Genomic DNA, 26,311 nt, shown 5'->3' on the forward strand with positions numbered 1-26,311 from the left:
ATTTTATTTAAATATTGATCGGAAAATCGGGAAATTTTCCACATCACTTTTCCGAATTAGTTTTGAAAGCAATAACAATATAATATACAGTAATGAAGTCACGATAATCCCCGTTAACAAATTAAGAACCTCGGATGCATGGATAAAATAATGTGAAGAAAGAAATGAGCCCGCCATTCCCGCTAAAAGAGCGACGATGAAAAACTTAGCATAATCCCGTAAATAAACAGTAAATTGAACGCGTTTCAATACAGTTGCATAGTGAAGCGTCGTAATAAGGACTGTCCCAGCTGCAATACCAAGAGCCGCACCATTTATCCCGAATTCTGGCCTAGAAGCCAAGATGAAAATCACCCCTATTTTTATAACATTACCGATTAAGCTATTTATCATTGCCGCTCTAGCTAAATCTAATGCTTGCAAAATAGCTTGTAATGGACCTTGGTAATAATGAAAAATAAAAAAAGGAGCAATTAATATAATGAACTCCGAACCATTTGCTGAGCCGTACATGACTGTCATCAATGGCTCAGCATAAACGTATAAAATAACTACAGCCAGTCCTCCTGATAATAGTGCAAACTTTAAAGCTTGCTGAAGTCTATGTTCAACTAGTTTAAAGTTTTTGCTAGCATTCGCTTCACTAATTGCTGGAACCAAAGCGGTAGAAAGTGAAAATGTAATAAAAGAAGGAAGCTGAAGTAATGGCAACGCATAACCGGTCAAAAGTCCATACTGCTTAGTGGCAACTCCTGCAACTACACCTGCTAAGAGTAAACTGTGGGAGACAACGATTGGTTCGAAAAACCAGGAAAGTGAACCAATCATTCTGCTGCCAGTAGCCGGTATAGCTACGCGCATTAATTCGTGTAAAGTCTTTTTTCCATTTTGCACTGATTGGAAAAAGTTTCTGCGAATGGGAAACCTTTTTTTAATTTTAAACATGGTGAACAAATAAGCGAGTGATGCCAATTCTCCAAGGACTGAGGCAACCATTACTGCTACCGCCGCATATTCGATACCGAAAGGCAAAAATTTTTTCGCTAAAAAAGCAATCAAAACAATCCTTACGATCTGCTCTAACACTTGCGACACTGCTGCTGGCTTCATATTTTGTTTGCCTTGGAAATAGCCTCTGATCACGGAAGATATAGCGATGATAGGTATGATAGGCGTAATTGCTACAAGTGGATAGTATGTTCTTGGATCTGTGAACAGAGTTGTAGATAATAAGGGTGCGGCAAAAATAAGAGCGGGTGTAAATATGAGCGACAAAGAAACCGTAATAGCTAATGAAACAGCAAGAATTTTTTTTATTTTTTTTTGGTCGCCCCTTGCTTCCGCTTCAGCAACGGCCTTTGAAATTGCAATTGGCAATCCCATTTGGGTAAGTGTGACAACGAGAATTAATGTAGGAAATACCATTTGATAGAGCCCTACACCCTCCTCACCAATCATACGGTTAATCACAATCCGGTTAATAAATCCTAGCACTCTCGTCAATAGCCCGGCAGCCATTAATACTAACGTGCCTTTAATAAACTTTGACATCTCGCTCCCTGCCTTCTCAAATGTGTTCCTTTCGATTACAATGATATATATGCTAGTAAGTGGACAAAGCATGACAAGTTATCGAAGAACAAATTACACTATCATTGGAGGCGTATAGAATATGAGTGAACAGAGCCATCCTTATGATTCGTATTTTCATGTACTCGAGCCGGTTCTTATCAGTAAGGTAGAAGAATTCGCTGTGCTTGGATACGGAGAGGTCGAAAAAACTGATCTTTGGGAATACTTGACTAAGAAAGTATGGAAAAAACCGAAAGAAGGAATTCGAATGTATGAATTAGTATCAGATGTGATTTCCATTAACGTTGGGAAATATATGAATTTTGCCGCTGTTGAGGCTATTAAATCACCTAATTGGCTTTCGGAGCTAGAAAGTGAAGAACTACAGGAATTACTGAATCCGCGAGAAAAATAAACGATATGATTATGAATTGACAGCATTTTTTATCTACTTCATAATAAGCATATTGGCGAAAGATCTCAGGCAAAATTGATCAGTTGCTACGTACTTACATATAGATGTTTATTTTTACGAGGGGGATATTTATTTAATGGTAAAAAGAAGCAGGATTGTCGCCTTTTTTCTAATTATTATTTTCATAGCAAGCATCATTGGCGGCACATCAAATACAATTGTGAAAAATATCAAATTAGGCCTTGATCTTCAAGGTGGTTTTGAAGTTTTATACGATGTTAAGCCTGTCAACAAAGATCAAAAAATTGATAGAGACGCTCTTGTACATACGACAGATGCTTTAAACAAGCGTGTGAATGTGTTAGGTGTTAGTGAACCCAATATTCAAATTGAGGGTAATGACAGAATAAGGGTGCAACTAGCTGGGGTAGAAGATCAAAACCAAGCAAGAGAAATTCTTGGCACACAAGCAACGCTTACATTCAGAGATGTAAATGACAATATTATGCTAGATGGTACAGATTTGGTGGAAGGTGCAGCGAAGTTTACTTTTTCATCACAAAATAATCAACCAATTGTTTTAGTTGAAATGAAAGATCGCGAAAAGTTCCGCGAAGTTACTGAGAAAATTGTTAAAATGGCTCCCAATAATCAGCTTGTTATCTGGCTTGATTTTGAAGAGGGTGTAGATTCTTTTAAAGAAGCATATGGAACGGATAATCCAAAATTATTATCAGCTCCGAATGTAAATGAAGTGTTTAATCAAACGAGTGTATCTATTGAAGGAAGCTTTACAAAAGAGGAAGCGGAAAACTTAGCCAATTTGCTGAATGCTGGTGCGCTTCCGGTAAAATTAAAAGAAGTATATTCTACGTCAGTGGGTGCAAAATTTGGCGAGGAAGCGTTGAATAAAACGGTCGTCGCAGGTGCAATTGGTATTGCTTTAGTATTTCTGTTTATGCTAATTTACTATCGTGTGCCAGGACTTGTAGCTACGATCACGCTTTCCATTTATATTTACTTGATTCTGCTAATTTTTGATTTAATGAATGGTGTTTTAACATTACCAGGTATAGCAGCGTTAATCCTAGGGGTCGGGATGGCAGTAGACGCGAATATTCTCACTTATGAACGTTTGAAGGAAGAAATAAAAATTGGTCGATCTTTAAAATCTGCTTTTCAAGCGGGCAATAAGTCTTCCTTCGTTGCTATTTTAGATGCTAATATTACAACCTTACTTGCTGGAGGAGTTCTTTTTTACTTTGGGAATAGCTCAGTCAAAGGTTTTGCAACGGTATTGATTGTTAGTATTCTTTTAAGTTTTGTTACGGCTGTGTTCGGCTCAAGATTGTTATTAGGGTTATTGATTAACAGCGGGCTCATGAAAAATAAACCTGGATGGTTTGGAGTCAAACGTTCGGTTATTCATCAATTATCTGAAAATGTGACCGCGAAAGATTTAAAAACACGATTTGATCGCTTTGATTTCGTGAAGCACAGAAAAAAGTTTTATATTATTTCTAGTGTATTATTAGTAAGTGGTTTAATTATCTTATCGATTTTCCGTTTTAATCTAGGGATTGACTTTTCAAGTGGGACGCGTGTGGAAATTGATGCAGGGAAGCCGCTTACTGCGCAGGAAGTAACGAAGGAACTTAAAGTGATCAATTTAGATACGGATGATATAGTGTTATCGGGGACAAATCATGAAATTGGAGTAGCTCGTTATAAAGGGGTGCTTTCTGCTGAAGAAATCGCATCGTTAAAAACGCATTTTAATGAAAAGTATGGAGCTGAACCAAACGTAAGTACAGTTTCTCCAACTGTAGGTAAAGAATTACTGAAGAATGCATTTTATGCCTTGTTAATAGCGGCAATTGGTATCGTTATATACGTGTCATTCCGCTTCGAATTTGCAATGGGATTATCGTCTATCCTTGGTCTTGTCCATGATGCATTTTTCATCATAGCCTTCTTTAGTCTAACAAGGCTAGAGATAGACTTAACTTTTATTGCAGCAGTGCTTACGATCATAGGCTATTCGATCAATGATACGATTGTAACATTCGATCGAATTAGGGAAAATATGGTGGCGAAAAAACGCTTTAAAACGGAGGAAGATATTGCTGAAGTCGTAAATAAAGGGTTGCAGCAAACATTGACTCGTTCAGTTAATACAGTTTTAACTGTCATCGTAACAGTTGTTGCATTACTCATATTTGGCAGTGAGTCTATCCAAAACTTTTCAATTGCATTGCTTGTAGGACTCCTGGCTGGGACATATTCATCTGTCTTTATTTCTGCTCAGCTTTGGTATGATTTGAAAGTAAAGGAATTAAGGAAAAACGGACCGATTGATACTGTAAAAGAGAAAAAGAAATGGTCATCGGATGAACCACAAGTATAAAAAGTTAAAATGTATGAACAAAAAACCGTATAAATAACGGTTTTTTGTTCTACTATTCTGATTTATGCTTCAAATTAAGGGTATTACTGTAAAGGTAAGGAGGGGAAGTTATTGAAATTTCAGTGGACATTAATTTTAGCAATAGTTTTTGCACTTATTGTAGCTATTTTTGCTGTTATTAATGTCGAGCCAGTAACGGTAAATTATTTATTTGGAAATGCAGAATGGCCTCTTATTTTACTTATATTAGGTTCTGTTTTAATGGGGGGCGTAATTACAGGATCGGTAGGTTTATTTCGTATCTATTCTTTGCAAAAACAAGTGAAAAGATTACAAGCGGAAACGAAAGACAAACAATCATTGGAAAAGGGAAGAAAAGAAAAGAAAAAAAGTATGGAATAATATAAAAACAGCAGCGATGTTAGCTGCTGTTTTTATATTCATTGAAAGGAGAGGTACACTTTTGTATAATTAATAAGTCTAGAGGAGTGAGTGAATGTTATATTCAAAAACACGGTGGAGCATTCGGGAGACGAATGATCAGACCAGTAAAGAACTTGCAAAACAATTAAATATTGCTCCACTTGTCGCTACATTATTAGTCAATCGTGGAATGGACAATATAGATACAGCAAAGGAATTTTTATTTCCAGAAAAGGAAGCATTTCATGATCCGTTTCTATTTGAAGATATGAGTATAAGTACGAGCAGAATAAAAAAAGCAATAGAAAAGGAAGAACCTATATTAATTTTCGGAGATTATGATGCGGACGGTGTTACTAGTACATCCATCTTAATGACAACTTTGCAAGAACTAGGTGCAAATGTTAGTTATTACATACCAAATCGGTTTACTGAAGGATATGGGCCAAATGAAAAGGCCTTTCGTAAAGTTGCTGATGAAGGGATTAAATTAATTATCACAGTTGATAATGGTATAGCTGCTTTACATGAAGCGAAAGTGGCCAAAGAACTTGGAATGGATTTGATCATTACAGATCATCATGAACCCGGTCCTGAACTACCTGATGCTTATGCAATTATTCATCCAAAGTTGCCAGGTACAAAATATCCATTCTCAGACCTTGCAGGTGCTGGTGTAGCGTTTAAGCTTGCTCATGCTTTACTTGGTGATGATGTACCCACCCATCTGTTGGATTTGGCTACAATCGGCACGATTGCAGACCTTGTACCACTACATGGTGAAAACCGCCTAATTGCCAAAAAAGGTTTGAAAAATTTATCTTTATCTACAAGACCAGGATTGAAAGCACTTTGTAAAGTCGCTGGGGCAAATCTTTCTGAAGTGAATGAAGAAACAGTAGGTTTTGCGATAGCTCCTCGCTTAAATGCAGTTGGAAGGTTAGAACATGCAGGACCAGCGGTAGAATTATTGATGACTCAAGATATCACAATCGCAGAGCAATTATCTGAAGAAATAGATCTGATTAATAAAGAACGGAAAGCGATTGTGGAAGAAATAGAGAAAGAAGCAATTAACATAGTTGAGGCCGAATACCCAGCCGATGAAAATAGTGTTCTTGTGATCGGTAAGGAAGGGTGGAATGCTGGTGTTATCGGGATTGTTGCTTCGAGGTTAGTAGAACGTTATTATCGACCGATCATTATGTTAAGTTACGATTATGAAGCGGGGCTAGCAAAAGGGTCGGCTCGGAGTATAAAGGGATTTGATTTATTTAAAAATCTATCTACTTTATCTAATTTACTTCCACACTTTGGTGGACATCCGATGGCTGCGGGAATGACATTAGATATTAAAAATGTGAATGAGTTTCGTATTAAATTAAACGATGCAGCAACACAGCAACTTTCTTCAAATGATTTTATACCAGTTACAGAACTAGATGCCTCCATTGCCCTCAATGAGGTAAGTATTGATACAATTCATCAATTGGATATGCTTGCTCCATATGGTATGAAAAACCCTAAGCCAAAAGTATTAATTGCAGACACAGCCATTTCTGGAGTCCGTAAAATTGGCAGTAATAAAAACCATTTAAAGCTAACTTTAGAAAAGGAAGGTCATGCCCTTGACGGTGTTGGCTTTAATCTTGGAAATGTAGCAGATGAAATATCCCCAGGATCAAAAGTTTCCGTGATTGGTGAACTCTCCATTAATGAGTGGAATAATATGAGGAAACCGCAGATTTTCTTAAAAGATATAGCTGTGAAAGAATGGCAATTGTTTGATATGCGCGGAAATAATCAGTTGAAACAACGATTATCTCATTTACCGAAATTAAATTGTTTAAATATTGTTTTTGACGAAGGTCATCTTAAGTCACTTCCGGCAACACAGACGAATACTGTCTTAATAACAGATGTAGACCAAGCAAAAAAAATGGATATTGATGATAAGAGTCTTGTGCTACTAGATTTACCATCTAATATTAATGTTTTGAAAAAACTAGTCGATGGTAAAAATCCCGCACGTATCTATGCCTGTTTTATTCATGATCAAGGCGAATTCTTTGATACATTGCCAACGAGGGACCATTTTAAATGGTTTTATGCGTTCTTATTAAAGCGACAGACCTTTGATGTGATCAAGCATGGCGCTGACCTTGCTTCTTATCGTGGTTGGACGAAAGAAACAATTAATTTTATGTCAAAAGTGTTTTTTGAACTAAACTTTGTTACAATAAAGGATGGCTTAATAATAATAAATCCAGTAAAAACGAAACAAGATTTGACAGCTTCACCAACGTATCAACAAAAGCAAGAGCAATTAGAAATTGAAAATATATTACTTTATTCATCATACGAACAATTAAAGCTATGGTTTAATGATAGGCTTGCGCAAAAAGCGCTTGACGAGGAGGAAATGGAAGCATGGATTTAAAACAATATATAACAATCGTAGATAACTGGCCAAAAGAAGGTATTAAATTTAAAGATATTACAACTCTAATGGACAATGGTGAAGCATTTCATTATGCTACCGATCAAATAGTAGAATATGCTAGAGAAAAAGAAATTGATCTTATCGTTGGACCAGAAGCAAGAGGATTTATCATTGGATGTCCTGTTGCATATGCTCTTGGAATAGGTTTCGCGCCAGTTAGAAAAGAAGGGAAATTGCCCCGTGAAACCATTAAAGCTGAATATGGTAAAGAATATGGTAAGGATTTATTAACGATTCATAAAGATGCAATTAAACCGGGACAAAGAGTTTTAATAACAGATGATTTATTAGCAACAGGTGGTACAATCCAAGCGACTATTGAACTCGTGGAAAAGTTAGGTGGGGTAGTAGCTGGTATTGCTTTCCTTATTGAGTTAACGTATTTAAATGGCCGTGAAAAAATCGATAATTATGATTTACTGTCCTTAATGAAATATTGATAACCCCTTTATAAAAAGTAGAGCACTCATGAAAGAGTGCTTTTTACATACAGTAAATTCTGTTAATTAAAACATTTTTTCTTAAAAAATGACTTTATTTGATCTTTTTATGGAAAAATATTGTCTATTTCTTTACAAGATTGGTTTCATTCTTGATAATAGATAACATACTCCATTTTTAGAGATAAGAAATATGCTTTTTATAGATGCAGTTTAAAAATAGGTTTTCCAACTAAGTTTTGAGGAATGATGAATAGAAATTTAGGTTTGGTCTGCATGTTGCAGGGCATATGTGCTGTTACAGAGAGTGCAGCGTAATTTAGATACATCATGAGTTAAAACTGTTTGCGCATTTCTTGTGATAAGAAAGATAAATTTTAAAAAGGTGATCCTTATGGCAAAAGATCGAATACTAACAGCTGAAGAAGTGATCGATAAAACAAGTGAATATTTAAATGAAGAGCATGTATCCTTTGTGCGAAAAGCGTACGAATATGCATATGAAGCCCATAAGGAACAATTCCGTAAATCAGGCGAACCATATATTATTCATCCAATTCAAGTAGCAGGAATACTTGCTGATTTGACGATGGATCCCGCCACTGTAGCATCGGGTTTCCTCCATGATGTAGTGGAAGATACACCCGTAACAATTGCTGATTTGGTGAGCGAATTTGGTAGCGAAGTTGCAATGCTAGTCGATGGAGTTACAAAACTCGGAAAAATAAAATACAAATCCCATGAAGAGCTCCAAGCTGAAAATCATCGGAAAATGTTTATTGCAATGGCACAGGATATTAGAGTAATCCTAATTAAATTGGCCGATAGACTTCATAATATGCGTACACTTAAGCATTTACCACCAGAAAAGCAACGAAGAATAGCAAATGAAACCCTAGAAATATTTGCTCCACTGGCTCATCGACTTGGGATTTCAAAAATTAAATGGGAATTGGAAGATACATCCCTTCGTTATTTGAACCCTCAACAATATTACCGTATTGTAAATTTAATGAAGAGAAAGCGAAATGAGCGAGAACAGTATCTTGAAGATGTGATGCTTGAAATGAAAAAGCGTCTTGGTGAAGTAGATATAAAGGCAGAGGTTTCAGGTAGACCAAAACATATATATTCTATTTATAGAAAAATGGTACTTCAACACAAGCAATTCAATGAAATATATGATTTATTGGCAGTGAGAATTGTTGTAAATAGTATAAAAGATTGTTATGCAGTATTGGGTATTATTCATACATGTTGGAAACCAATGCCTGGGAGATTTAAAGATTATATTGCAATGCCTAAAACAAATATGTATCAATCTCTTCATACGACTGTTATTGGGCCAAAGGGCGATCCTTTGGAAGTGCAAATTAGAACCCTTGACATGCATAAGATTTCTGAATATGGTGTTGCAGCACATTGGGCGTATAAGGAAGGCAAGTCCATGGGGCAGCAAGCTTCTTTTGAGAAAAAACTCTCTTGGTTTCGTGAAATTCTTGAATTTCAACAAGAAGCAGAAAACGCTGAAGAATTTATGGAGTCACTAAAGATAGACCTATTTTCTGACATGGTGTTTGTTTTTACACCTAAAGGGGATGTAATTGAGCTTCCTTCTGGCTCCGTTCCAATTGACTTTGCTTATCGCATTCACTCTGAAATTGGTAATAAGACGATTGGGGCAAAAATAAACGGGAAAATGGTCACATTAGATTATAAATTGAAAACAGGTGACATTGTTGAGGTCTTAACATCTAAGCACTCATATGGACCAAGTCAAGATTGGGTGAATTTAGCACAAACATCACAAGCAAAAAACAAAATTAGACAGTTTTTTAAACGTCAGCGTAAAGAAGAGAATATTGTTAAAGGTAAAGAGCTGATTGAAAAAGAAATTAAAGATATGGAATTTGACCTTAAAGAGATCCTTACTGCCGAAAATATAAATAAAGTAGCGGAAAAATTTAATTTTTCTCACGAAGATGATATGTATGCTGCTGTTGGTTACAATGGGATTTCAGCCCTTCAAGTTGCCAATCGACTCACTGAAAAGTGGAGGAAAAAACGTGACGAGGAAGAGATAATAAAAGAGATCCCGACTGAACACAAAAGTGAGAATCGATCTGGACGTTATGAAGCAGGTGTAAAGGTAACAGGAGCTGATAATCTTCTTATTCGGTTGTCGCGTTGTTGTAGTCCAGTTCCTGGCGATGAAATTGTTGGGTTTATTACGAAAGGACGCGGAGTATCGGTTCATAGAACAGATTGTCCTAATTTAAAATCTGATGAAACACAGGATAGACTAATTCCTGTGGAATGGGAACTAGGAACAAATTATCGTAAGGAATATAATGTTGATATTGAAATCAATGGATATGATCGTAGAGGTCTCCTTAATGAGGTAATGCAAATGGTGAGTGGAACAAAGACAAACATTAGTGCTGTGTCTGGACGCACGGATCGTAATAAAATGGCGACAATTATGATGTCCATTACGATTGAAAACACGAGTCACCTTCATAAGGTAGTGGATAAAATTAAACAGATTCCAGATATATATGCGGTCCGCCGAATTATGAACTAAAGGGGATAAGCAATAAAATGAAAGTAGTTTTGCAAAGATGCAAAGAAGCAAATGTAAAAGTGGGAGGTAAGGAAGTCGGTTCAATTGGTGCCGGCCTCGTTCTTCTCGTTGGTATCACTCATAATGATACGGAAGAGGCATGTTCTTGGCTTGCAGATAAAATTGTTAATTTAAGAATTTTTGAAGATGGACAAGGAAAAATGAACCGATCATTACTAGAGGAAAAAGGTGAAATACTTTCTGTTTCTCAATTCACATTATATGGTGATTGCAATAAAGGCCGTAGACCAAACTTTATGAACGCAGCAAAACCAGATCATGCAGAGCTGCTTTATCAGCGGTTTAATGAAATTTTACGGGAGAAAAATATAACTGTTCAAACAGGTATATTTGGCGCTATGATGGACGTATCACTCATTAATGATGGGCCGGTCACACTAATATTGGAAAAATAAAAAAAGCATCAGGGAGTCTCTCCTGATGCTTTTTTCTAGCCTGATCCTCAAACAGCTCTCTTCACTGTTCTTCGTGACTTTCACCAATAATGTTCCTCCGACTAAAACCGCCACGTCGAGGGGGACCGCATAACGAGGGCCCGGTTTGTACGTCACTAAACGGTCGATTTCGCTTTTCTGTATTGTCTAGCTCTATCGCTCAGCGACTAGCAAACTTCAGGATTCTTCCTACGATAAGTCAACATCGATTCGCCTTACAGGCTTACCGTGTTTCCTTTATCTCGTCATATAAAAAAGGTCCCTCGACTAAGGTCACCACGTCCTGTGGCAACGTCGAAGCACCCACATCCTGTGGGCGCAGTTTGTACGTTGCTAAACGGACGATTCCGCTTTTCTTTATCAATTAGAAAAGTATTCGTTAAGGCCACTTACGATTGCTTGTGTTACGCTTTCTTGAAATTTATTTCTTTTTACTAGATCTTCTTCACGTGGATTACTTAAATAGCCAAGTTCCAGAAGAACGGATGGTTGTGGATTTTCTCTAGTGACATAGTAGTTGCCATAGCGAACTCCTCGGTCTTTCATGTCGATTGAATTGGATATATGACTGTGAAGCGTATCTGCCAACTCTTTTTCATAAAAATAATAATAATATGAAGTATGGCCGTGTATTGTGCTGTCGTTAATACTATCGTAATGAAGGCTAATAAATGCATCTGCGTTATACTGTGAAGCAGTGTTGGTTCGATTGCTTAAGTCGATATAATCATCAGCATTTCTTGTTAAAACGACATTTACCCCTTTAGCTTGAAGTTTCTTTGCGAGAAGCTTTGCTGTTTTTAATGTCAATTCTTTTTCCAAAGTTCCTCTAGCACCTTCTGTTCCTTGATCTCGACCTCCGTGGCCTGGATCAAGTACAATTGTTTTACCCGCTAAGCCTTTAGAGCCAGACTTATGCTGATTAGGGTAGGAAACAATCCAATTAGCAACATACCCGGTTTTACCAGTTCCATAGTCTATCTGATACCAATCACCGTCTTTTTTTATTACAGTAAAGACTTCTCCGGAAGAAGCAGTGCTTACAACTTTTGATTGCATGGACGGTTTTTTGCGAATGTTTGTCCCATCGTAAAGTATGCTTATTTGTGATTGGTTTGTATCTTTAGAGATAGATTTAGCCTTAGCCTGTTCCGATTTTAGGTATTTACTGCTAACCCAGGCAGTACTATCATTAAAATTAATACGACTCCAATCTTGCATTTCTTCCATTACATGGACTAGATCACCTGTATGTAACTTGCCAATGATAGAACCAGACAGACTAGCATCTGTTCGAACATTTAAATCATCGACAGTAACAACAGCCTTCTGATTAGAGTCATCCTCCGTAATTACCTTTTGAGCTAACCAATCAGCGATCCAACCACTTTCACCGGATGGGAGCTTAATTTCAAACCATCCATTTTCCTGACTTTTAATCGTATACGTTTCGCCTTTACGAACTTGGGTAATAACAGAGTAGGATGTTCCTGGCAATTCGCGGACATTAACTACATCTCCAGTAATAACCACTTTATTTGCATCCGCTGCAAGTGCAGGGAAATAATACATACTACCAGTTAAAAGAAGAATAAATATTGCAATTACAAAATATCTTTTTTTTCGCAACTTAGCACCGCCTTTCTCTTCATTCTAGCCAACGGGGATGCGAAATATAATTTAGGCAATAATAATCAAGTGTACTATATTCGGGATAAATATCAATAATCCTTTAACATATTCAATAAAAAATTTATTGATGGACATAATGAAGGTAACGATAATTCAGGAGGTTTATATTTAATGAGAGTGAATGACCACAGTCGAATAACATCATCTAATGCTGTCCAGTTTTCTACTTTGGACTTTCGCCAACCTTTGGAAGGTGAAAATGATATGATGACGGGCCAAGCTGTTAGCGAAATAGGTGTATCGTTAAATAATGTACAAGCGTTAAAAAAACAATTGGAAAAGTCATAAATAATTGATAAAACATATTTGACAAAATTCGAATAGGTACGTATGATTAATGAATATATAAATGGAATATGTTGCTTATGATGGAGAAAGTAATTGAGCTTGGAATTTAAAAAGAGATGAAATGCCGTGGCTGAAAGCATTTCTTTAAAAAAACTCAGTGAAACACACTCCGAAGGCTTCCGCTTCGAACAGTAATTGCTTAGTAGAGGACGGACGAATCCAGGCGTTAACTGGTTAAGTGGAAGCTGACGGATTTCAGCTTCAAAAAGGGTGGCACCGCGGGAAAAACTCTCGTCCCTTGTTTTTCGGAACAAGGGACTGAGGGTTTTTTATTTTTTTATTTTACTTTTGATGAAAGAGGGGGTTATGGATATGGCGATTCAAATACCAAGAGGAACGCAAGATATTCTTCCAGGAGAAGTTGAAAAGTGGCAGTTGATTGAAGAGACTGCAAAAGTGATTTGCCGTAAATATCAATACAAAGAAATTAGAACACCGATTTTTGAACATACCGAACTTTTCCAACGTGGAGTAGGTGATACAACGGATATCGTTCAAAAGGAAATGTATACATTTGATGATCGAGGCGGTAGAAACCTAACGCTAAGACCAGAAGGTACTGCTTCAGTTGTGCGTTCATTTGCTGAAAATAAGATGTATGGATATGCAAATCAACCAGTAAAGCTATATTATCTAGGACCGATGTTTCGTTATGAGCGACCGCAAGCGGGAAGATTTCGGCAATTTGTCCAATTTGGAATTGAAGCGCTTGGAAGTAATGATCCGGCAATAGATGCTGAAGTTATCTCGATAGCAATGGAAATGTATCAAGAACTAGGGTTGAAAAAACTTCGCCTGGTAGTGAATAGTCTTGGTGACACCGAGAGTCGTATTGCACACAGGGAATCATTGATTAATCACTTCTCTCCGAGGATAGAAGAATTTTGCGAGGATTGTCAAAAAAGATTAGTTAAAAATCCACTTCGGATTCTTGATTGTAAAAAAGATTCTAATCACGAATTAATGAAAAATGCTCCATCCGTATTAGATTACCTGAATGACGAATCAAAAAAATATTTTGATAAGGTAAAACAACATTTGGATGGTATGGGAATTGACTATGTGATTGATCCAACGCTAGTAAGAGGACTCGATTATTATAACCACACAGCTTTTGAAATTATGAGTGAAGCAGAAGGTTTCGGGGCAATCACGACACTTTGTGGTGGTGGCCGATATAATGGGCTTGTGGAAAACATGGGTGGACCAAACACACCAGGAATCGGTTTTGCTTTAAGTATCGAGCGTTTGCTGAGCGCATTAACAGCGGAGGGTATCGATATAACGAAAACAGAGGAAATAGACTGTTATATTATTGCCCTAGGAGATGAATCAAGAGATTACTCGGTTACACTCCTTCAAGAGTTAAGAAGGGCTGGATATTCTGCTGAAAGAGATTATATGGACAGAAAAATGAAAGCTCAATTTAAAGCAGCTGAACGTCTAGGTGCTAAATATACCGTTATTATTGGTGAAAATGAACTGGAGACAGGTACAGTTGTAGTAAAAAGGTTAGAAGATGGTGAACAAAGAGAATTATCACTTGATCATTTTATAGAAAAATTTAATAGTTTAAACCGATAAGGGAGTGGACACTCATGTTTGGAAGAACATATTACTGTGGAGAAATATCAGAGCAGGCGATAGGAGAGTCTGTAGTATTAAAAGGTTGGGTACAAAGAAGACGGGATTTAGGCGGCTTGATTTTTATTGATTTACGGGATCGGACAGGGATAGTTCAAATTGTTTTCAACCCTGAGACATCAAAAGAAGCGCTAGAAAATGCTGAAAAAGTCCGTAATGAATTTGTGCTGGATGTTCGGGGGAAGGTAATTGCTAGAAACCCTAAGACTTTTAATGAGAATTTGAAGACAGGAAAAATAGAGGTTATGGTTGAAGAAGTGTCAATTATAAATGAAGCAAAAACACCACCATTTATGATTGAAAATAACTCTGAAGCAGCAGAAGAAATTCGATTAAAGTATCGTTACCTAGATTTACGTAGGCCGGAAATGTTTGACGTGTTTAAAATGCGTCATGACGTTTCGAAAACAATTCGTAACTTTTTGGATGGGGAAGGCTTTTTAGATATTGAAACTCCAATGTTAACGAAAAGTACACCCGAAGGGGCACGTGATTATTTAGTACCAAGCAGGGTGCATCCTGGTGAATTTTTTGCTTTACCTCAATCACCTCAAATCTTCAAACAGCTTTTAATGGTTGGAGGATTTGATAAATATTATCAAATTGCACGCTGTTTTAGGGACGAAGATTTAAGAGCAGACAGACAACCTGAATTTACTCAAGTCGATATTGAAACTAGCTTTATGAGTCAAGAAGATATTAGAAGTATGACAGAACGTATGATGAAGCAAGTGATGTTGGTTGCTAAAGGGCTAGAAATTGAAACATCATTTCCAATTATGACTTATGACGATGCGATGGCTAGATTTGGTTCTGATAAACCTGATACTCGTTTTGAGATGGAACTGAAAGATATTTCACATCTTGTGGAGCATTCAGATTTTAAAGTATTTACAAATGCGGTTGCGTCAGGTGGGCAAGTAAAAGCAATTGTTGTTAAAGGGAATGCTGCTAAATATTCCAGAAAAGATATAGATGCATTAGGGGAGTTTGCCTCTCGTCACGGTGCAAAAGGATTAGCTTGGTTGAAAGTAGATGAGGAAGGTATCAAAGGACCAATTGCTAAATTTTTCAGTGCAGAAGATCAAGAACAACTATGTGAAGTACTAGATGCGAAAAATGAAGACCTCATCCTTTTCGTAGCTGATAGTCAAAAAGTTGTCGCGAGCGCACTTGGTGCATTGCGCTTAAAGTTAGGTAAAGATCTTGGCTTAATTGATGAAAATAAATTCCATTTTTTATGGATTACGGAGTGGCCACTATTAGAGTTTGATGAAGAGTCAAACAGGTATTTTGCAGCACATCATCCATTCACCATGCCAGTTAGGGAAGATATTGGAAAGTTGGAGACTGATCCGGCGAATGTTCGAGCACAAGCATATGACCTAGTATTAAATGGATTTGAGCTTGGTGGCGGTTCGTTACGTATATTTGAACGAGATATTCAAGAGAAAATGTTTGCTACTCTTGGTTTTACAAAAGAAGAAGCGAGAGAGCAATTCGGTTTCTTGTTGGAAGCATTCGAATATGGGACACCTCCACATGGCGGTATTGCCTTGGGTCTTGACCGAATGGTAATGCTCCTTGCAGGAAGAGCAAGTTTACGAGACACAATTGCATTCCCGAAAACAGCTAGCGCGAGTGATTTATTGATGAAGGCACCTGATTCTGTTAGCGATTCGCAATTAAAGGAATTGCATTTATCTATCGAGCAGGTAAAAAAAGCGCAGCCGGAAAATGCTTAATGAATATTTAGAATGATTCATTTTTTTAAGGTTAATGATTGATATATTTTTTTTGATATGTTAATATTTAATCAAGAAGAAAAGTCCTGATGTGTTCGTTTTAGTACCTATTAGTTTTGACCGACAAGTTTTTTGATACGGGAGTCTGGAGTTTTCAGACTGAATGCAAGCCTCCTTGAGAGGACGCATGAGGCCTGAAGCAGGGCACCCACCTGCCGAGAGCGGGTTCAAAACAAAGGATTTAAAGAACGGCACGATTGGGACTTTTCATTTATTAAAATGATTATGCAACTAGCTGAAAAGCTAGTTGCTTTTTGTTATGTGATAAGTGCTGAAGGCTGAAATGGGAAGATGAAATTTCATCAAAAAAGTTGCATATCGGCTTATGTTTCTTATATTCTTAGTCAGTGTAGAAAAAGAATAGAACTAACTTAACTTTGGAGTTGATAGGATGTTACACCAATTTTCTAGAAATGAATTGGCGATCGGCCAAAAAGGTCTTGATTTAATGAAAGGTACTTCTGTTGCTATTCTTGGGGTTGGGGGAGTAGGAACATTTGCAGCCGAAGCGCTAGCAAGATCTGGCGTTGGTAAGTTAATTTTAGTTGATAAAGATGACGTCGATATTACAAATGTAAATAGACAGCTGATTGCTCTGTTATCAACAGTTGGGCAACCGAAAGTTGATTTAATGAAAGAGCGTATTAAAGATATTAATCCTGAATGTGAAGTCGTTACATTGAAAATGTTTTATACAGAAGAAACGTATGAAAAGTTTTTTGAGCATAAACCTGATTTTGTTGTGGATGCATCAGATACGATAGCTTACAAAATTCATTTAATTAAAGAATGTTTGAAGAGAGAAATTCCTATGATCTCCAGTATGGGTGCTGCAAATAAAATGGACCCGACACGGTTTATGATTAAGGACATATTCAAGACACATACGGATCCTATTGCAAAAGTCATCAGAACGAGACTTCGTAAAGAAGGATATAAAAAAGGCGTACCTGTTGTTTTTTCTGATGAAAGTCCGATTGTTATTAGGGAAGATGTAAAAGAAGAGGTTGGAAAAAAAGACTCTGAAATTAGAAAGGCGCAGATGCCACCTTCATCGAATGCGTTTGTACCATCAACAGCAGGGCTTATTATGGCTAGCTATGTTGTAAGGGAAATATTAAAGGATATTCATATTCAACGTGTAAAAGATGAGAAATAAAAGCAAAAGCTCCCGTTTAGCCACGTACAAACTGGCCACGCATAGGCGGAGAAACTGAGATAAAGAAAACACGGTAAGTCTGCAAGGCACACCGATGTTGACTTATTGTAAGATGAGCCCTAAAGTTTGCTAGGCGCTAGGTACTGGTGCTAATCGATAACTAACATAGTTTCTAAACCTTCTTACATTTTAAGAAAAGACAAAGGAGACGTCCAAGATGCCAAGATGTCTCCTTTGTCTTTTAACTTTTTAAAATTTTTTCATATACTGTTGCCAATGCTTGTTCAAATTTACCCGTTTGTTTCGGTTGGTAGTATTGCTTATTTTTAAGTTTGTCAGGTAAATACTGTTGTTTTACCCAACCAGTATCATAATCATGAGGATATTTATACCCAATACCTCTACCAAGGTCTTTTGCACCTTTATAATGGGCATCTTTTAAATGCATAGGTATTTCACCACTTCTGCCGGAGCGGATATCTGCAAGTGCGGCATCTATAGCGCTAATCGCCGAATTCGATTTTGGTGATAAACAAAGTTCAATAATCGCATTTGCTAAAGGTATTCGGGCTTCAGGAAATCCAATCTTCTCAGCAGTTTGGATGGCAGCAAGCGTACGTGGCCCTGCTTGTGGGTTGGCAAGTCCAATATCCTCATAAGCTATAACGAGTAGACGTCTTGATATGCTTGGCAGGTCGCCAGCTTCAATTAATCGACCTAAATAATGAAGTGCTGCATTCGTATCACTTCCCCTTATGGACTTTTGAAATCCACTTAATACATCATAGTGAGCATCCCCATCTTTATCATGGGCAAGGCTTTTCATTTGCAAACACTCTTCCGCAATGGCCGTCGTAATATGAACGATTCCTTCGTTATCAGGTTCAGTTGACAGTATAGCCAGTTCTAGTGCATTCAAAGCGCTTCTTGCATCACCATTACTAGCTGTTGCTAAGTGTTCGAAAGCTTCATTGTCAAGATTAATATTGTACTTACCAAGACCGCGAATTTCGTCAGACAACGCTCTTCTAATCGTTAGCTTCATATCATCTTCGGTCAAAGGAAAGAGCTCGAATATTTGACACCTGCTTCGAATGGCTGGATTAATCGCGTGATAAGGGTTACTTGTTGTAGCACCAATAAGTATGATCGTGCCATTTTCTAAATAAGGTAATAGGAAATCTTGCTTAGCTTTATCCAGACGATGTACCTCATCAAGTAAAAGGATGACTTTTCCACTCATTTTTCCTTCAGCAGCAACAATTTCCATATCTTTTTTATTATTTGTGACAGCATTCAATGTTCTAAAGGCATATTTTGTACTGCCAGCGATTGCACTAGCAATGGATGTTTTTCCGATTCCGGGAGGACCATACAAAATCATTGATGCTAGCTGGCGAGCTTTGACCATTCTAGCTATTATTTTTCCTTCGCCAACTAAATGTTGTTGCCCAGAAACCTCTTCAATTGATGTTGGGCGCATCCTATATGCTAACGGTTGATTCTTCATAATTATCACTCCAAACTAACGTTCTATCATCTCATTAAACCTATCATATCAAATCAGGCGCTTATATGCATATAACTAGGTCGTTATGCTATAATAAAGCAATGCAAAGGGGTATATTATAATGAGAAAAACAGATAATTTATTTGCCAGGCTTGCTATATTTACAGTTGGCTTGCTTATTATGTCATTGGGGATTGTCCTGATGATTATTTCCGACTTCGGTGCATCACCTTGGGATGTACTACATGTGGGTCTTTATTATCAATTTGGATTGACAATAGGAACATGGTCTATCCTTGTTGGTTTTACCATTTTAGGAAGTTCTGCAATTATGATGAAAGAGTGGCCACAATTTGGTGCATATTTAAATATGATACTGATTGGACTATTTATCGATATGTATATGTTGCTACCATTTTTCACGGAGCCAGTAAGTTGGCTTGGGAAAATAATGATGTTTACTATAGGAATGGTTATATATGCATATGGGATGGGGATTTATCTCTCGGCACAACTCGGTGCGGGCCCACGTGATAGTTTTATGCTAGCATTGCAGGAGAAAATGGGCTGGAAAGTCTCCAATGCGCGTCGAATGATGGAAGTAACAGTGCTAATTATTGGATGGTTACTCGGGGGGCCAGTTTTCATTGGTACGATCATATTTAGCATTGCAGCAGGTTCTTTTATCGGCTTAGCATTACCCCAGTGCCGGAAGATTACAGATAAGATATTGAAAAAACGGACATTAGATAAAGAAATAGATCGGAGTGCAAATATATGAAAATATCTACAAAAGGAAGATACGGACTAACAATTATGATTGAGTTGAGTAAAAGACATGGTCAAGGTCCTACGTCATTAAAGTTAATTGCTCAAACGCATAATCTATCAGAACACTATCTTGAACAGCTAGCGGGGCCGCTTCGTAACGCTGGGCTTGTTCGCAGTATTAGAGGAGCGTATGGTGGCTATGTACTTGCTGATGAACCAGCAAACATTACAGCAGGGGATATTATTCGTGTATTAGAAGGACCAATTAGCCCTGTTGAAGGAATTGAAGACGAGGAGCCAGCAAAAAGAGAATTATGGATGAGAATTCGTGATGCTGTTAGAGATGTCCTCGATAGCACAACAATTGAAGATTTAGCTAATCACACTGATGATGGAAGTTCAGAACCATATATGTTCTATATTTAATATTTAAAGACAGGTGGAAAACATGAATAGAATTTATTTAGATCACGCAGCAACTACCCCCGTACATCCGATCGTTGCAGAAAAAATAACTTCAGTAATGTGCGCTACATTTGGTAACCCATCAAGCATTCATTCATTTGGTCGTGCTGCACGCCATGTTTTAGATGAAGCAAGATCGATTATCGCCGATAGTATTCATGCGCAATATGCTGAAATTACTTTTACTAGTGGGGGTACAGAAGCGGATAATTTAGCGATCATTGGGTCTGCACATGCGAATAAGCAAAAAGGAAAGCATATTATTACAACAAAAATCGAGCATCACGCCGTTCTCCATGCCTGTAAATATTTAGAACAAGAAGGGTTCGATGTCACATATTTAGCCCCAGATGAATCAGGTGTCATTAGCGCAGATGCCGTAAAAAAGGCATTGCGAGAAGATACGATTTTGGTATCGGTTATGTATGGGAATAATGAAGTCGGAACGCTTCAGCCGATAAAAGAAATTGGAGAATTATTAGGCAGTCATCAAACGTTATTTCATACCGATGCTGTCCAAGCCTACGGTAGTTTACAGATAGATGTGAAGGAATTAGGAGTTGATTTACTGTCTGCTTCTGCTCATAAAATTAATGGACCAAAAGGTATTGGCTTTTTATATATTAAAACAGGTTCGAAGATCACTCCAAGTGCATTCGGTGGTGAGCAAGAATTAAAAAGACGTGCGGGTACTGAAAACTTAGCTTCCATTGCTGGGTTTGCAGAAGCAGTTCAATTGATGCTTAAAACGCGGGATGAAAAAAATCAAAAGTACTTGCAGTATAAAGATCAATTAATACAAGTATTGACGAATGAAAAAATTGATTATCTAGTAAATGGTACGCAAGAGAATAGTCTAGCCCATGTTTTAAATTTGAGTTTTCCTGGGACAGATGTAGAGGCACTGCTTGTCAACTTGGATATGGCGGGTATTGCAGTTTCAAGTGGATCAGCGTGTACCGCGGGATCCATTGAACCATCGCATGTGTTAGTAGCAATGTTTGGGCCTAATTCAGAACGAGTGAGGAATTCTGTACGTTTTAGTTTCGGTCTAGGAAATATGGAGGAAGAGATTGCGGAAGCAGCAAAAGAAACAGCAAAAATTGTTCATAGGCTGAGGCGTTGAAAGGAAGAGGAGCAATATGAAAAAAGCACCCAAAGATACAAGGGTAGTAGTAGGTATGTCTGGAGGAGTTGATTCTTCTGTAGCTGCTTTATTATTAAAAGAGCAAGGTTATGATGTTATCGGTATTTTTATGAAAAATTGGGATGATACCGACGAAAACGGCGTTTGTACTGCAACAGAGGACTATAACGATGTCATTCGAGTTTGCAATCAAATTGGTATTCCATATTATGCGGTTAATTTTGAAAAACAATATTGGGATAAGGTTTTTACTTATTTTCTTGATGAATATAAAGCAGGTAGAACACCAAATCCAGACGTGATGTGTAATAAGGAGATAAAATTTAAAGCTTTTCTTGAACATGCATTAAAACTTGGTGCTGATTACTTGGCAACAGGTCATTATGCGCGTGTGGAGCATCGTGAGGATGGCGTGAAAATGCTTAGAGGCGTCGATAATAACAAGGACCAAACATACTTTTTGAATCAATTAACAGAAACGCAACTTGAAAAAGTGATGTTTCCCCTTGGTGCGATCGATAAAACACAAGTACGAGAAATCGCAAAAGAAGCAGGATTAGCTACAGCAGCGAAAAAAGATAGTACAGGAATTTGCTTTATTGGAGAACGGAACTTTAAAGAATTTCTGAGTGGTTATTTACCTGCGCAAAAAGGAAAAATGGAAACCTTGGCAGGAGAAAAAATGGGCAATCATGATGGACTTATGTATTATACAATTGGCCAACGGCACGGTCTAGGTATTGGTGGTGCAGGAGACCCATGGTTTGTAGTAGGAAAAGATTTAAAGAAGAATGTCCTATATGTTGAACAAGGGTTTGATCATCCCTCTCTATACTCTGATTCGATAAAAGCAGTGAATATTAGTTGGGTGTCAAACGAAGCAAAGTCACAAGAATTTACATGTACAGCAAAATTCCGCTATCGTCAGCCAGATGAAGAAGTAACTGTAAAAGTATTGCCAAATGGGGAAGTAAATGTCCTATTTGCAAGACCGGTAAGAGCAGTTACCCCAGGACAAGCAGTTGTTTTCTATGATGGCGATGACTGTCTTGGTGGAGGGACAATCGACGAAGTTTATAAAGATGACAAAAGATTGACTTTTGTAGGGTAAAATATGAAAAAGCTGTTCACCGAAAAACGGGGAACGGCTTTTTGTATATTGTGATTCGATCATGAAATAATCACGCCCCTTTTTTAACCTCTTTACTCAAGATACATATAAGGATGAATTATATGCTATAATTCCCTTATCAAATACTGCTCGGAGTGTGACAAATGGACAAGAATTTACAAGGTATCGAATATTTGCAGCAAGGTAATTATGAAAAGGCAATTCAATTATTTACAGAAGCAATCGAGGAAAATCCAACAGATCCAGTTGGATATGTTAATTTTGCCAATGTGCTAATATCTGTTGGTGACCCATTGCGGGCAGAGGAATTTTTAAAGCGTGCGATTGAAATAGATGATAAAGCATCTGCGGCTTATTATAGCTATGGCAACCTTTATTTTAATCAAGAAAAATATGAAGAGGCTGCAAGCATGTTTGGGAAGGCTCTTTTAAATGGACCAGAATCAAATGACTTACTTTATATGTTAGGAATGTCTATGGTGAATCTGGGACAGATGGAGCTTGCACTTCCTTATTTACAAAGAAGCGTAGAACTTAATAAGAATGATACAGAAGCGACATTCCAATTCGGACTAGCTCTAGCTCGAAATGGCGTGTATGAGGAAGCGATCAAACAATTGGAAAGAGTGATAGCATTGGTGCCTGAACATACGGATGCCTATTATAATCTAGGCGTTGCATATGCCGCCCATTTTGAGGATGCAGAAAAAGCACTAGAAGCATTTAATAAAGCATTAGCCATTCAGCCTGATCATGTACTTGCTGGAAATGGAAAAAAACTAATGGAATCGGCATTGGCAGAAGACATTCAATAAAAGATGTTTTATGGGATGGGATATTTGCTAAACCTGATGATGAGGTAGAATATGAACCTATTGCATGTAGTGAATAAGGTCTATCAAAATCGGTTGTTGCAAACCGAACAAGCCTTTATTGAATTTGAACAAGCACTAGAAAATATTAATTCCATTGGTGATGTTGCTCTAATAAGTGATTTATGCAATAGCTTTGATGACAGCACAGAAATACATGAAGTAATGTTTGGTTTAGTGCATGGAATAGAGCATCTATACGAAGAGCAGTTGATAGAAGGGCTTGAAATAATAGCGTATAGTGTCCAAAAGTTATCAACAGAGCTAGAGAATGGATGGAAATCTTACATTATAGGATATTAAATGATCAACAAGCACGGTCATCCTACGGAAAACTAATTAACAAAATTGATACGCAAACCAAAGCAGTAATTTCAGATTTGTTCATTGATATAAAAAGAGAGAATCTGGAGAGATTTGGGCAGTCTGTAAATGAAATATTAGAATGATTAAAAATGTCTTACGGAAAGGTATCGAATGAGGTCAATACCTTTCCTATGAGAGGGGGTTCCAGTGATGGAACAGCAAAATTCTCTTGATTTGTTTTCAGAAAATGAAAAATACATAAAAGGTCGCCATTTGGTGACTATTTTTCATAATGAGCAAAATTTGTATTCTGTCATTCGTGTCAGGGTGGAAGATACGAATGAAGAAAACAAAGATAAGGAAGCGGTAGTCACAGGATATTTTCCGAAAATACATGAGGAAGAAACATATGTTTTTTATGGTCAATATAAAGAACATCCCAAGTTTGGGACACAGTTTCATGCAACTCATTTTAAAAAGGAAATGCCGCAGACAAAACAAGGGGTTGCTACATACTTATCAAGTGGTCTGTTTAAAGGTATCGGTAAAAAAACAGCAGAAAGGATTGTTGAAACACTAGGAGAAAATGCCATTAGCCAAATTCTTCAACAACCATCTCTTCTCGATAGCATACCAAAGCTAGCTCCCGAAAAAGCGAAGGAATTATATGATTCTTTACTTGAACATCAAGGATTAGAACAAGTAATGATTGGACTAAACCAATACGGTTTTGGTCCACAAATCTCCATGAAAATTTATCAAGCTTATAAAGAAGAAACATTGAAGATTATTCAAGAAAATCCTTATCAGTTAATTGAAGCTGTAGAGGGAATTGGTTTCGGCAGAGCGGATGAACTTGGCTCTCAATTGGGTATAAAAGGAAACCATCCAGACCGGATAAAAGCAGGCTGTCTATACGTACTTGAACAGGAATGTTTACAAAATGGTCACGTGTATTGCGATGCAGCTGATTTACTAGAAGAAGTAAAAAGATTGTTGGAGGATAGTCAACCTAATGAAATTTCATATCAAGATATTTCTTCGGAGCTAATTAAACTTGAGGAAGAAAGCAAAATCGTTGGTGAAAACAAACGGGTATATATGCCATCTCTTTACTTTTCTGAAAAAGGGATTGTCACGAATATTCAGCAAGTTTTGGAACAAAAGGAATATGCTGAACAATTCCCAGAATCCGAGTTTTTAATGGCGCTTGGTGAGTTAGAGGAGCGCTTAGATGTGCAATATGCTCCATCCCAAAAGGAAGCGATTCAAACCGCATTAATGAGTCCAATGATGATATTAACAGGTGGACCAGGGACTGGAAAAACAACTGTTATTAAAGGGATTGTAGAACTCTACGCTGAACTGCACGGATGTTCTCTTGACCCACATGCGTATAAAAAAGAAGAACCCTTCCCGATCCTATTAACAGCTCCTACTGGTCGCGCGGCGAAAAGGATGTCCGAATCCACTGGTTTACCGGCGATGACCATTCACCGTCTACTTGGAATGACTGGACAGGAAAACCTTGATAATGAAGACGAACGGGAAATTGAAGGAAAGCTTATCATCGTCGATGAAATGTCGATGGTTGATACATGGCTTGCACATCAGCTTTTAAAAGCACTCCCCGTACAAATTCAAGTGATTTTTGTTGGGGATGAAGATCAGTTGCCATCCGTGGGTCCAGGACAAGTTCTAAAAGACTTACTTAAATCTGGAACCATTCCAACTGTGCAATTAACTGATATATATCGGCAGGCAGAAGGTTCTTCTATTATTGAACTGGCACATGAAATAAAAAAAGGGCAACTTCCTTCTGATCTTATAAAACCACAACGAGATCGATCATTTATTAGGTGTCAATCTTCCCAAATTGCTGAAGCTGTTGAGAAAGTTGTTAAAAATGCAAAGCAAAAGGGATATACAGCAAAAGATATCCAAGTATTGGCCCCCATGTATCGCGGCCCAGCTGGTATTGATAATTTGAATCGAATACTACAAGAGATTTTCAACGCAAATCCGGATGGTAAAAGGAAAGAACTAAAGTTCGGTGACGTTAAATATCGAATTGGCGATAAAGTATTGCAACTTATTAATCAACCTGAGCAACATGTGTTTAATGGCGATATGGGAGAAATTATCTCCATTTTTTATGCGAAAGAAAATACAGAAAAACAAGATATGGTTATCGTTGCTTTTGAAGGGACGGAAGTGACATATACAAGGGCTGACTTAAATCAAATCACCCATGCTTTTTGTTGCTCCATCCATAAATCGCAAGGAAGTGAATTTCCAATTGTCATACTCCCGGTAGTGAAGAGTTATTATCGAATGCTTCGACGAAATTTATTATATACGGCAATTACACGAAGTAAGCAATTTCTCATTTTATGTGGAGAAGAAAGTGCTTTTCGTATCGGTATTGAAAGAGAAGATGATCAAAAAAGAAAAACTTCACTTTTTGAAAAATTAACCGCAGTAACTCCTGCTGAATCTGTGAATGAAGCTGAATCGGACATGCCTACCTTTCTCAAAGAAGAGTCCATGCATTTAATTGATCCAATGATTGGCATGGAAAATGTTTCACCTTATGATTTTGTTGACTGAGAGAAATAATAG

20 protein-coding genes, 1 other RNA gene, 1 pseudogene and 1 other annotated feature are annotated in these 26,311 nt (G+C 37.5%); of the genes and pseudogenes, 19 read left to right on the plus strand and 3 right to left on the minus strand.

Going from position 1 to position 26,311, the window contains the following annotated elements:
- Positions 1 to 3 precede the first annotated feature (3 nt).
- On the minus strand, positions 4 to 1,551 hold the full coding sequence (spoVB, locus tag BLE01S_RS03245) for a stage V sporulation protein B (protein ID WP_066137242.1): 1,548 nt from the start codon (positions 1,549 to 1,551) through the stop codon (positions 4 to 6).
- Positions 1,552 to 1,672: 121 nt separating this feature from the next.
- On the opposite strand from spoVB, the gene BLE01S_RS03250 reads away from it, so the two are divergent.
- The 7 genes from BLE01S_RS03250 to dtd all read left to right on the plus strand — a co-directional run bounded on the left by BLE01S_RS03250 (position 1,673) and on the right by dtd (position 10,799).
- Entirely contained in the window at positions 1,673 to 1,987 is a 315-nt protein-coding gene (locus BLE01S_RS03250) for a post-transcriptional regulator (RefSeq protein WP_066137245.1), read from the plus strand.
- Positions 1,988 to 2,123: 136 nt separating this feature from the next.
- Positions 2,124 to 4,394: a protein translocase subunit SecDF gene (gene secDF / locus BLE01S_RS03255; protein WP_066137247.1), complete on the plus strand. Its 2,271-nt coding sequence runs from the start codon at positions 2,124 to 2,126 to the stop codon at positions 4,392 to 4,394.
- 111 nt (positions 4,395 to 4,505) lie between these two features.
- The gene (locus BLE01S_RS03260) at positions 4,506 to 4,796 is read left to right on the plus strand and encodes a LapA family protein (RefSeq protein WP_066137250.1); all 291 of its coding nucleotides are present in this window, start codon (positions 4,506 to 4,508) and stop codon (positions 4,794 to 4,796) included.
- Between the two features lie 94 nt (positions 4,797 to 4,890).
- Positions 4,891 to 7,257: a single-stranded-DNA-specific exonuclease RecJ gene (gene recJ / locus BLE01S_RS03265; RefSeq protein ID WP_066137252.1), complete on the plus strand. Its 2,367-nt coding sequence runs from the start codon at positions 4,891 to 4,893 to the stop codon at positions 7,255 to 7,257.
- On the plus strand, positions 7,248 to 7,760 hold the full coding sequence (locus BLE01S_RS03270) for an adenine phosphoribosyltransferase (RefSeq protein ID WP_066137254.1): 513 nt from the start codon (positions 7,248 to 7,250) through the stop codon (positions 7,758 to 7,760). The genes recJ and BLE01S_RS03270 overlap by 10 nt, the downstream gene beginning before the upstream one ends.
- A gap of 394 nt (positions 7,761 to 8,154) precedes the next feature.
- Positions 8,155 to 10,344, plus strand: a complete 2,190-nt coding sequence (locus BLE01S_RS03275) for a RelA/SpoT family protein (protein ID WP_066137256.1) — start codon at positions 8,155 to 8,157, stop codon at positions 10,342 to 10,344.
- A gap of 17 nt (positions 10,345 to 10,361) precedes the next feature.
- Entirely contained in the window at positions 10,362 to 10,799 is a 438-nt protein-coding gene (gene dtd / locus BLE01S_RS03280) for a D-aminoacyl-tRNA deacylase (protein ID WP_066137259.1), read from the plus strand.
- Positions 10,800 to 11,198: 399 nt separating this feature from the next.
- Here dtd and BLE01S_RS03285 read toward each other — a convergent pair whose 3' ends face one another.
- Positions 11,199 to 12,467: an N-acetylmuramoyl-L-alanine amidase family protein gene (locus BLE01S_RS03285; RefSeq protein WP_066137261.1), complete on the minus strand. Its 1,269-nt coding sequence runs from the start codon at positions 12,465 to 12,467 to the stop codon at positions 11,199 to 11,201.
- 174 nt (positions 12,468 to 12,641) lie between these two features.
- Between BLE01S_RS03285 and BLE01S_RS20680 the strand changes: the two genes are divergently transcribed.
- The 5 genes from BLE01S_RS20680 (at position 12,642) to BLE01S_RS03305 (ending at position 17,486) form a co-directional block, all read left to right on the plus strand.
- Complete coding sequence (locus tag BLE01S_RS20680) at positions 12,642 to 12,818, plus strand: hypothetical protein (RefSeq protein ID WP_157419480.1); 177 nt, start codon at positions 12,642 to 12,644, stop codon at positions 12,816 to 12,818.
- A gap of 68 nt (positions 12,819 to 12,886) precedes the next feature.
- Positions 12,887 to 13,120: a binding site (T-box leader), on the plus strand.
- Between the two features lie 70 nt (positions 13,121 to 13,190).
- Positions 13,191 to 14,462 carry a histidine--tRNA ligase gene (gene hisS, locus BLE01S_RS03290; RefSeq protein WP_066137263.1) on the plus strand — a complete coding sequence of 424 codons (1,272 nt, stop codon included), beginning with the start codon at positions 13,191 to 13,193 and terminating at the stop codon, positions 14,460 to 14,462.
- A 14-nt stretch (positions 14,463 to 14,476) separates the two neighbouring features.
- Positions 14,477 to 16,267, plus strand: coding sequence for an aspartate--tRNA ligase (aspS, locus tag BLE01S_RS03295; RefSeq protein ID WP_066137265.1), 1,791 nt, complete (start codon positions 14,477 to 14,479; stop codon positions 16,265 to 16,267).
- Positions 16,268 to 16,347: 80 nt separating this feature from the next.
- A non-coding RNA gene (gene ssrS / locus BLE01S_RS03300) (6S RNA) lies at positions 16,348 to 16,535 on the plus strand.
- A gap of 183 nt (positions 16,536 to 16,718) precedes the next feature.
- The gene (locus tag BLE01S_RS03305) at positions 16,719 to 17,486 is read left to right on the plus strand and encodes a tRNA threonylcarbamoyladenosine dehydratase (protein WP_066137267.1); all 768 of its coding nucleotides are present in this window, start codon (positions 16,719 to 16,721) and stop codon (positions 17,484 to 17,486) included.
- 241 nt (positions 17,487 to 17,727) lie between these two features.
- Here the strand turns inward: BLE01S_RS03305 and BLE01S_RS03310 are convergent, their stop codons facing one another.
- Positions 17,728 to 18,996, minus strand: coding sequence for a replication-associated recombination protein A (locus BLE01S_RS03310; protein WP_066137269.1), 1,269 nt, complete (start codon positions 18,994 to 18,996; stop codon positions 17,728 to 17,730).
- Positions 18,997 to 19,117: 121 nt separating this feature from the next.
- Here BLE01S_RS03310 and BLE01S_RS03315 point away from each other — a divergent pair, with 121 nt between their 5' ends.
- The 7 genes and pseudogenes from BLE01S_RS03315 (at position 19,118) to recD2 (ending at position 26,299) form a co-directional block, all read left to right on the plus strand.
- Positions 19,118 to 19,777: a YczE/YyaS/YitT family protein gene (locus BLE01S_RS03315; RefSeq protein ID WP_066137272.1), complete on the plus strand. Its 660-nt coding sequence runs from the start codon at positions 19,118 to 19,120 to the stop codon at positions 19,775 to 19,777.
- The gene (gene cymR, locus BLE01S_RS03320; protein ID WP_066137274.1) at positions 19,774 to 20,193 is read left to right on the plus strand and encodes a cysteine metabolism transcriptional regulator CymR; all 420 of its coding nucleotides are present in this window, start codon (positions 19,774 to 19,776) and stop codon (positions 20,191 to 20,193) included. Before BLE01S_RS03315 ends, cymR begins: the two co-directional genes overlap by 4 nt.
- Positions 20,194 to 20,215: 22 nt before the next feature.
- Positions 20,216 to 21,358 (plus strand): cysteine desulfurase family protein, encoded by a 1,143-nt coding sequence (locus tag BLE01S_RS03325; RefSeq protein WP_066137276.1) that lies wholly within the window; start codon positions 20,216 to 20,218, stop codon positions 21,356 to 21,358.
- A gap of 16 nt (positions 21,359 to 21,374) precedes the next feature.
- The gene (mnmA, locus tag BLE01S_RS03330) at positions 21,375 to 22,490 is read left to right on the plus strand and encodes a tRNA 2-thiouridine(34) synthase MnmA (RefSeq protein WP_066137279.1); all 1,116 of its coding nucleotides are present in this window, start codon (positions 21,375 to 21,377) and stop codon (positions 22,488 to 22,490) included.
- Positions 22,491 to 22,654: 164 nt separating this feature from the next.
- Entirely contained in the window at positions 22,655 to 23,326 is a 672-nt protein-coding gene (locus BLE01S_RS03335; RefSeq protein WP_066137281.1) for a tetratricopeptide repeat protein, read from the plus strand.
- A gap of 51 nt (positions 23,327 to 23,377) precedes the next feature.
- Positions 23,378 to 23,832 (plus strand): annotated as a pseudogene (locus tag BLE01S_RS03340) (Imm30 family immunity protein).
- A 67-nt stretch (positions 23,833 to 23,899) separates the two neighbouring features.
- Positions 23,900 to 26,299 (plus strand): SF1B family DNA helicase RecD2, encoded by a 2,400-nt coding sequence (recD2, locus tag BLE01S_RS03345; RefSeq protein ID WP_066137283.1) that lies wholly within the window; start codon positions 23,900 to 23,902, stop codon positions 26,297 to 26,299.
- Positions 26,300 to 26,311 lie beyond the last annotated feature (12 nt).

Source organism: Lederbergia lenta NBRC 16444, assembly GCF_001591545.1.
GTDB classification, from domain to species: Bacteria; Bacillota; Bacilli; order Bacillales; family Bacillaceae_C; genus Lederbergia; species Lederbergia lenta.

Excerpts from the sequence above, each read along its gene's own strand:
- spoVB (WP_066137242.1), bottom strand. The coding sequence starts at position 1,551 with ATGTCAAAGTTTATTAAAGGCACGTTAGTATTAATGGCTGCCGGGCTA.
- BLE01S_RS03250 (WP_066137245.1), top strand. The coding sequence starts at position 1,673 with ATGAGTGAACAGAGCCATCCTTATGATTCGTATTTTCATGTACTCGAG.
- secDF (WP_066137247.1), top strand. The coding sequence starts at position 2,124 with ATGGTAAAAAGAAGCAGGATTGTCGCCTTTTTTCTAATTATTATTTTC.
- recJ (WP_066137252.1), top strand. The coding sequence starts at position 4,891 with ATGTTATATTCAAAAACACGGTGGAGCATTCGGGAGACGAATGATCAG.
- BLE01S_RS03270 (WP_066137254.1), top strand. The coding sequence starts at position 7,248 with ATGGATTTAAAACAATATATAACAATCGTAGATAACTGGCCAAAAGAA.
- BLE01S_RS03275 (WP_066137256.1), top strand. The coding sequence starts at position 8,155 with ATGGCAAAAGATCGAATACTAACAGCTGAAGAAGTGATCGATAAAACA.
- dtd (WP_066137259.1), top strand. The coding sequence starts at position 10,362 with ATGAAAGTAGTTTTGCAAAGATGCAAAGAAGCAAATGTAAAAGTGGGA.
- BLE01S_RS20680 (WP_157419480.1), top strand. The coding sequence starts at position 12,642 with ATGAGAGTGAATGACCACAGTCGAATAACATCATCTAATGCTGTCCAG.
- hisS (WP_066137263.1), top strand. The coding sequence starts at position 13,191 with ATGGCGATTCAAATACCAAGAGGAACGCAAGATATTCTTCCAGGAGAA.
- aspS (WP_066137265.1), top strand. The coding sequence starts at position 14,477 with ATGTTTGGAAGAACATATTACTGTGGAGAAATATCAGAGCAGGCGATA.
- BLE01S_RS03305 (WP_066137267.1), top strand. The coding sequence starts at position 16,719 with ATGTTACACCAATTTTCTAGAAATGAATTGGCGATCGGCCAAAAAGGT.
- BLE01S_RS03310 (WP_066137269.1), bottom strand. The coding sequence starts at position 18,996 with ATGAAGAATCAACCGTTAGCATATAGGATGCGCCCAACATCAATTGAA.
- BLE01S_RS03315 (WP_066137272.1), top strand. The coding sequence starts at position 19,118 with ATGAGAAAAACAGATAATTTATTTGCCAGGCTTGCTATATTTACAGTT.
- cymR (WP_066137274.1), top strand. The coding sequence starts at position 19,774 with ATGAAAATATCTACAAAAGGAAGATACGGACTAACAATTATGATTGAG.
- BLE01S_RS03325 (WP_066137276.1), top strand. The coding sequence starts at position 20,216 with ATGAATAGAATTTATTTAGATCACGCAGCAACTACCCCCGTACATCCG.
- mnmA (WP_066137279.1), top strand. The coding sequence starts at position 21,375 with ATGAAAAAAGCACCCAAAGATACAAGGGTAGTAGTAGGTATGTCTGGA.
- BLE01S_RS03335 (WP_066137281.1), top strand. The coding sequence starts at position 22,655 with ATGGACAAGAATTTACAAGGTATCGAATATTTGCAGCAAGGTAATTAT.
- recD2 (WP_066137283.1), top strand. The coding sequence starts at position 23,900 with ATGGAACAGCAAAATTCTCTTGATTTGTTTTCAGAAAATGAAAAATAC.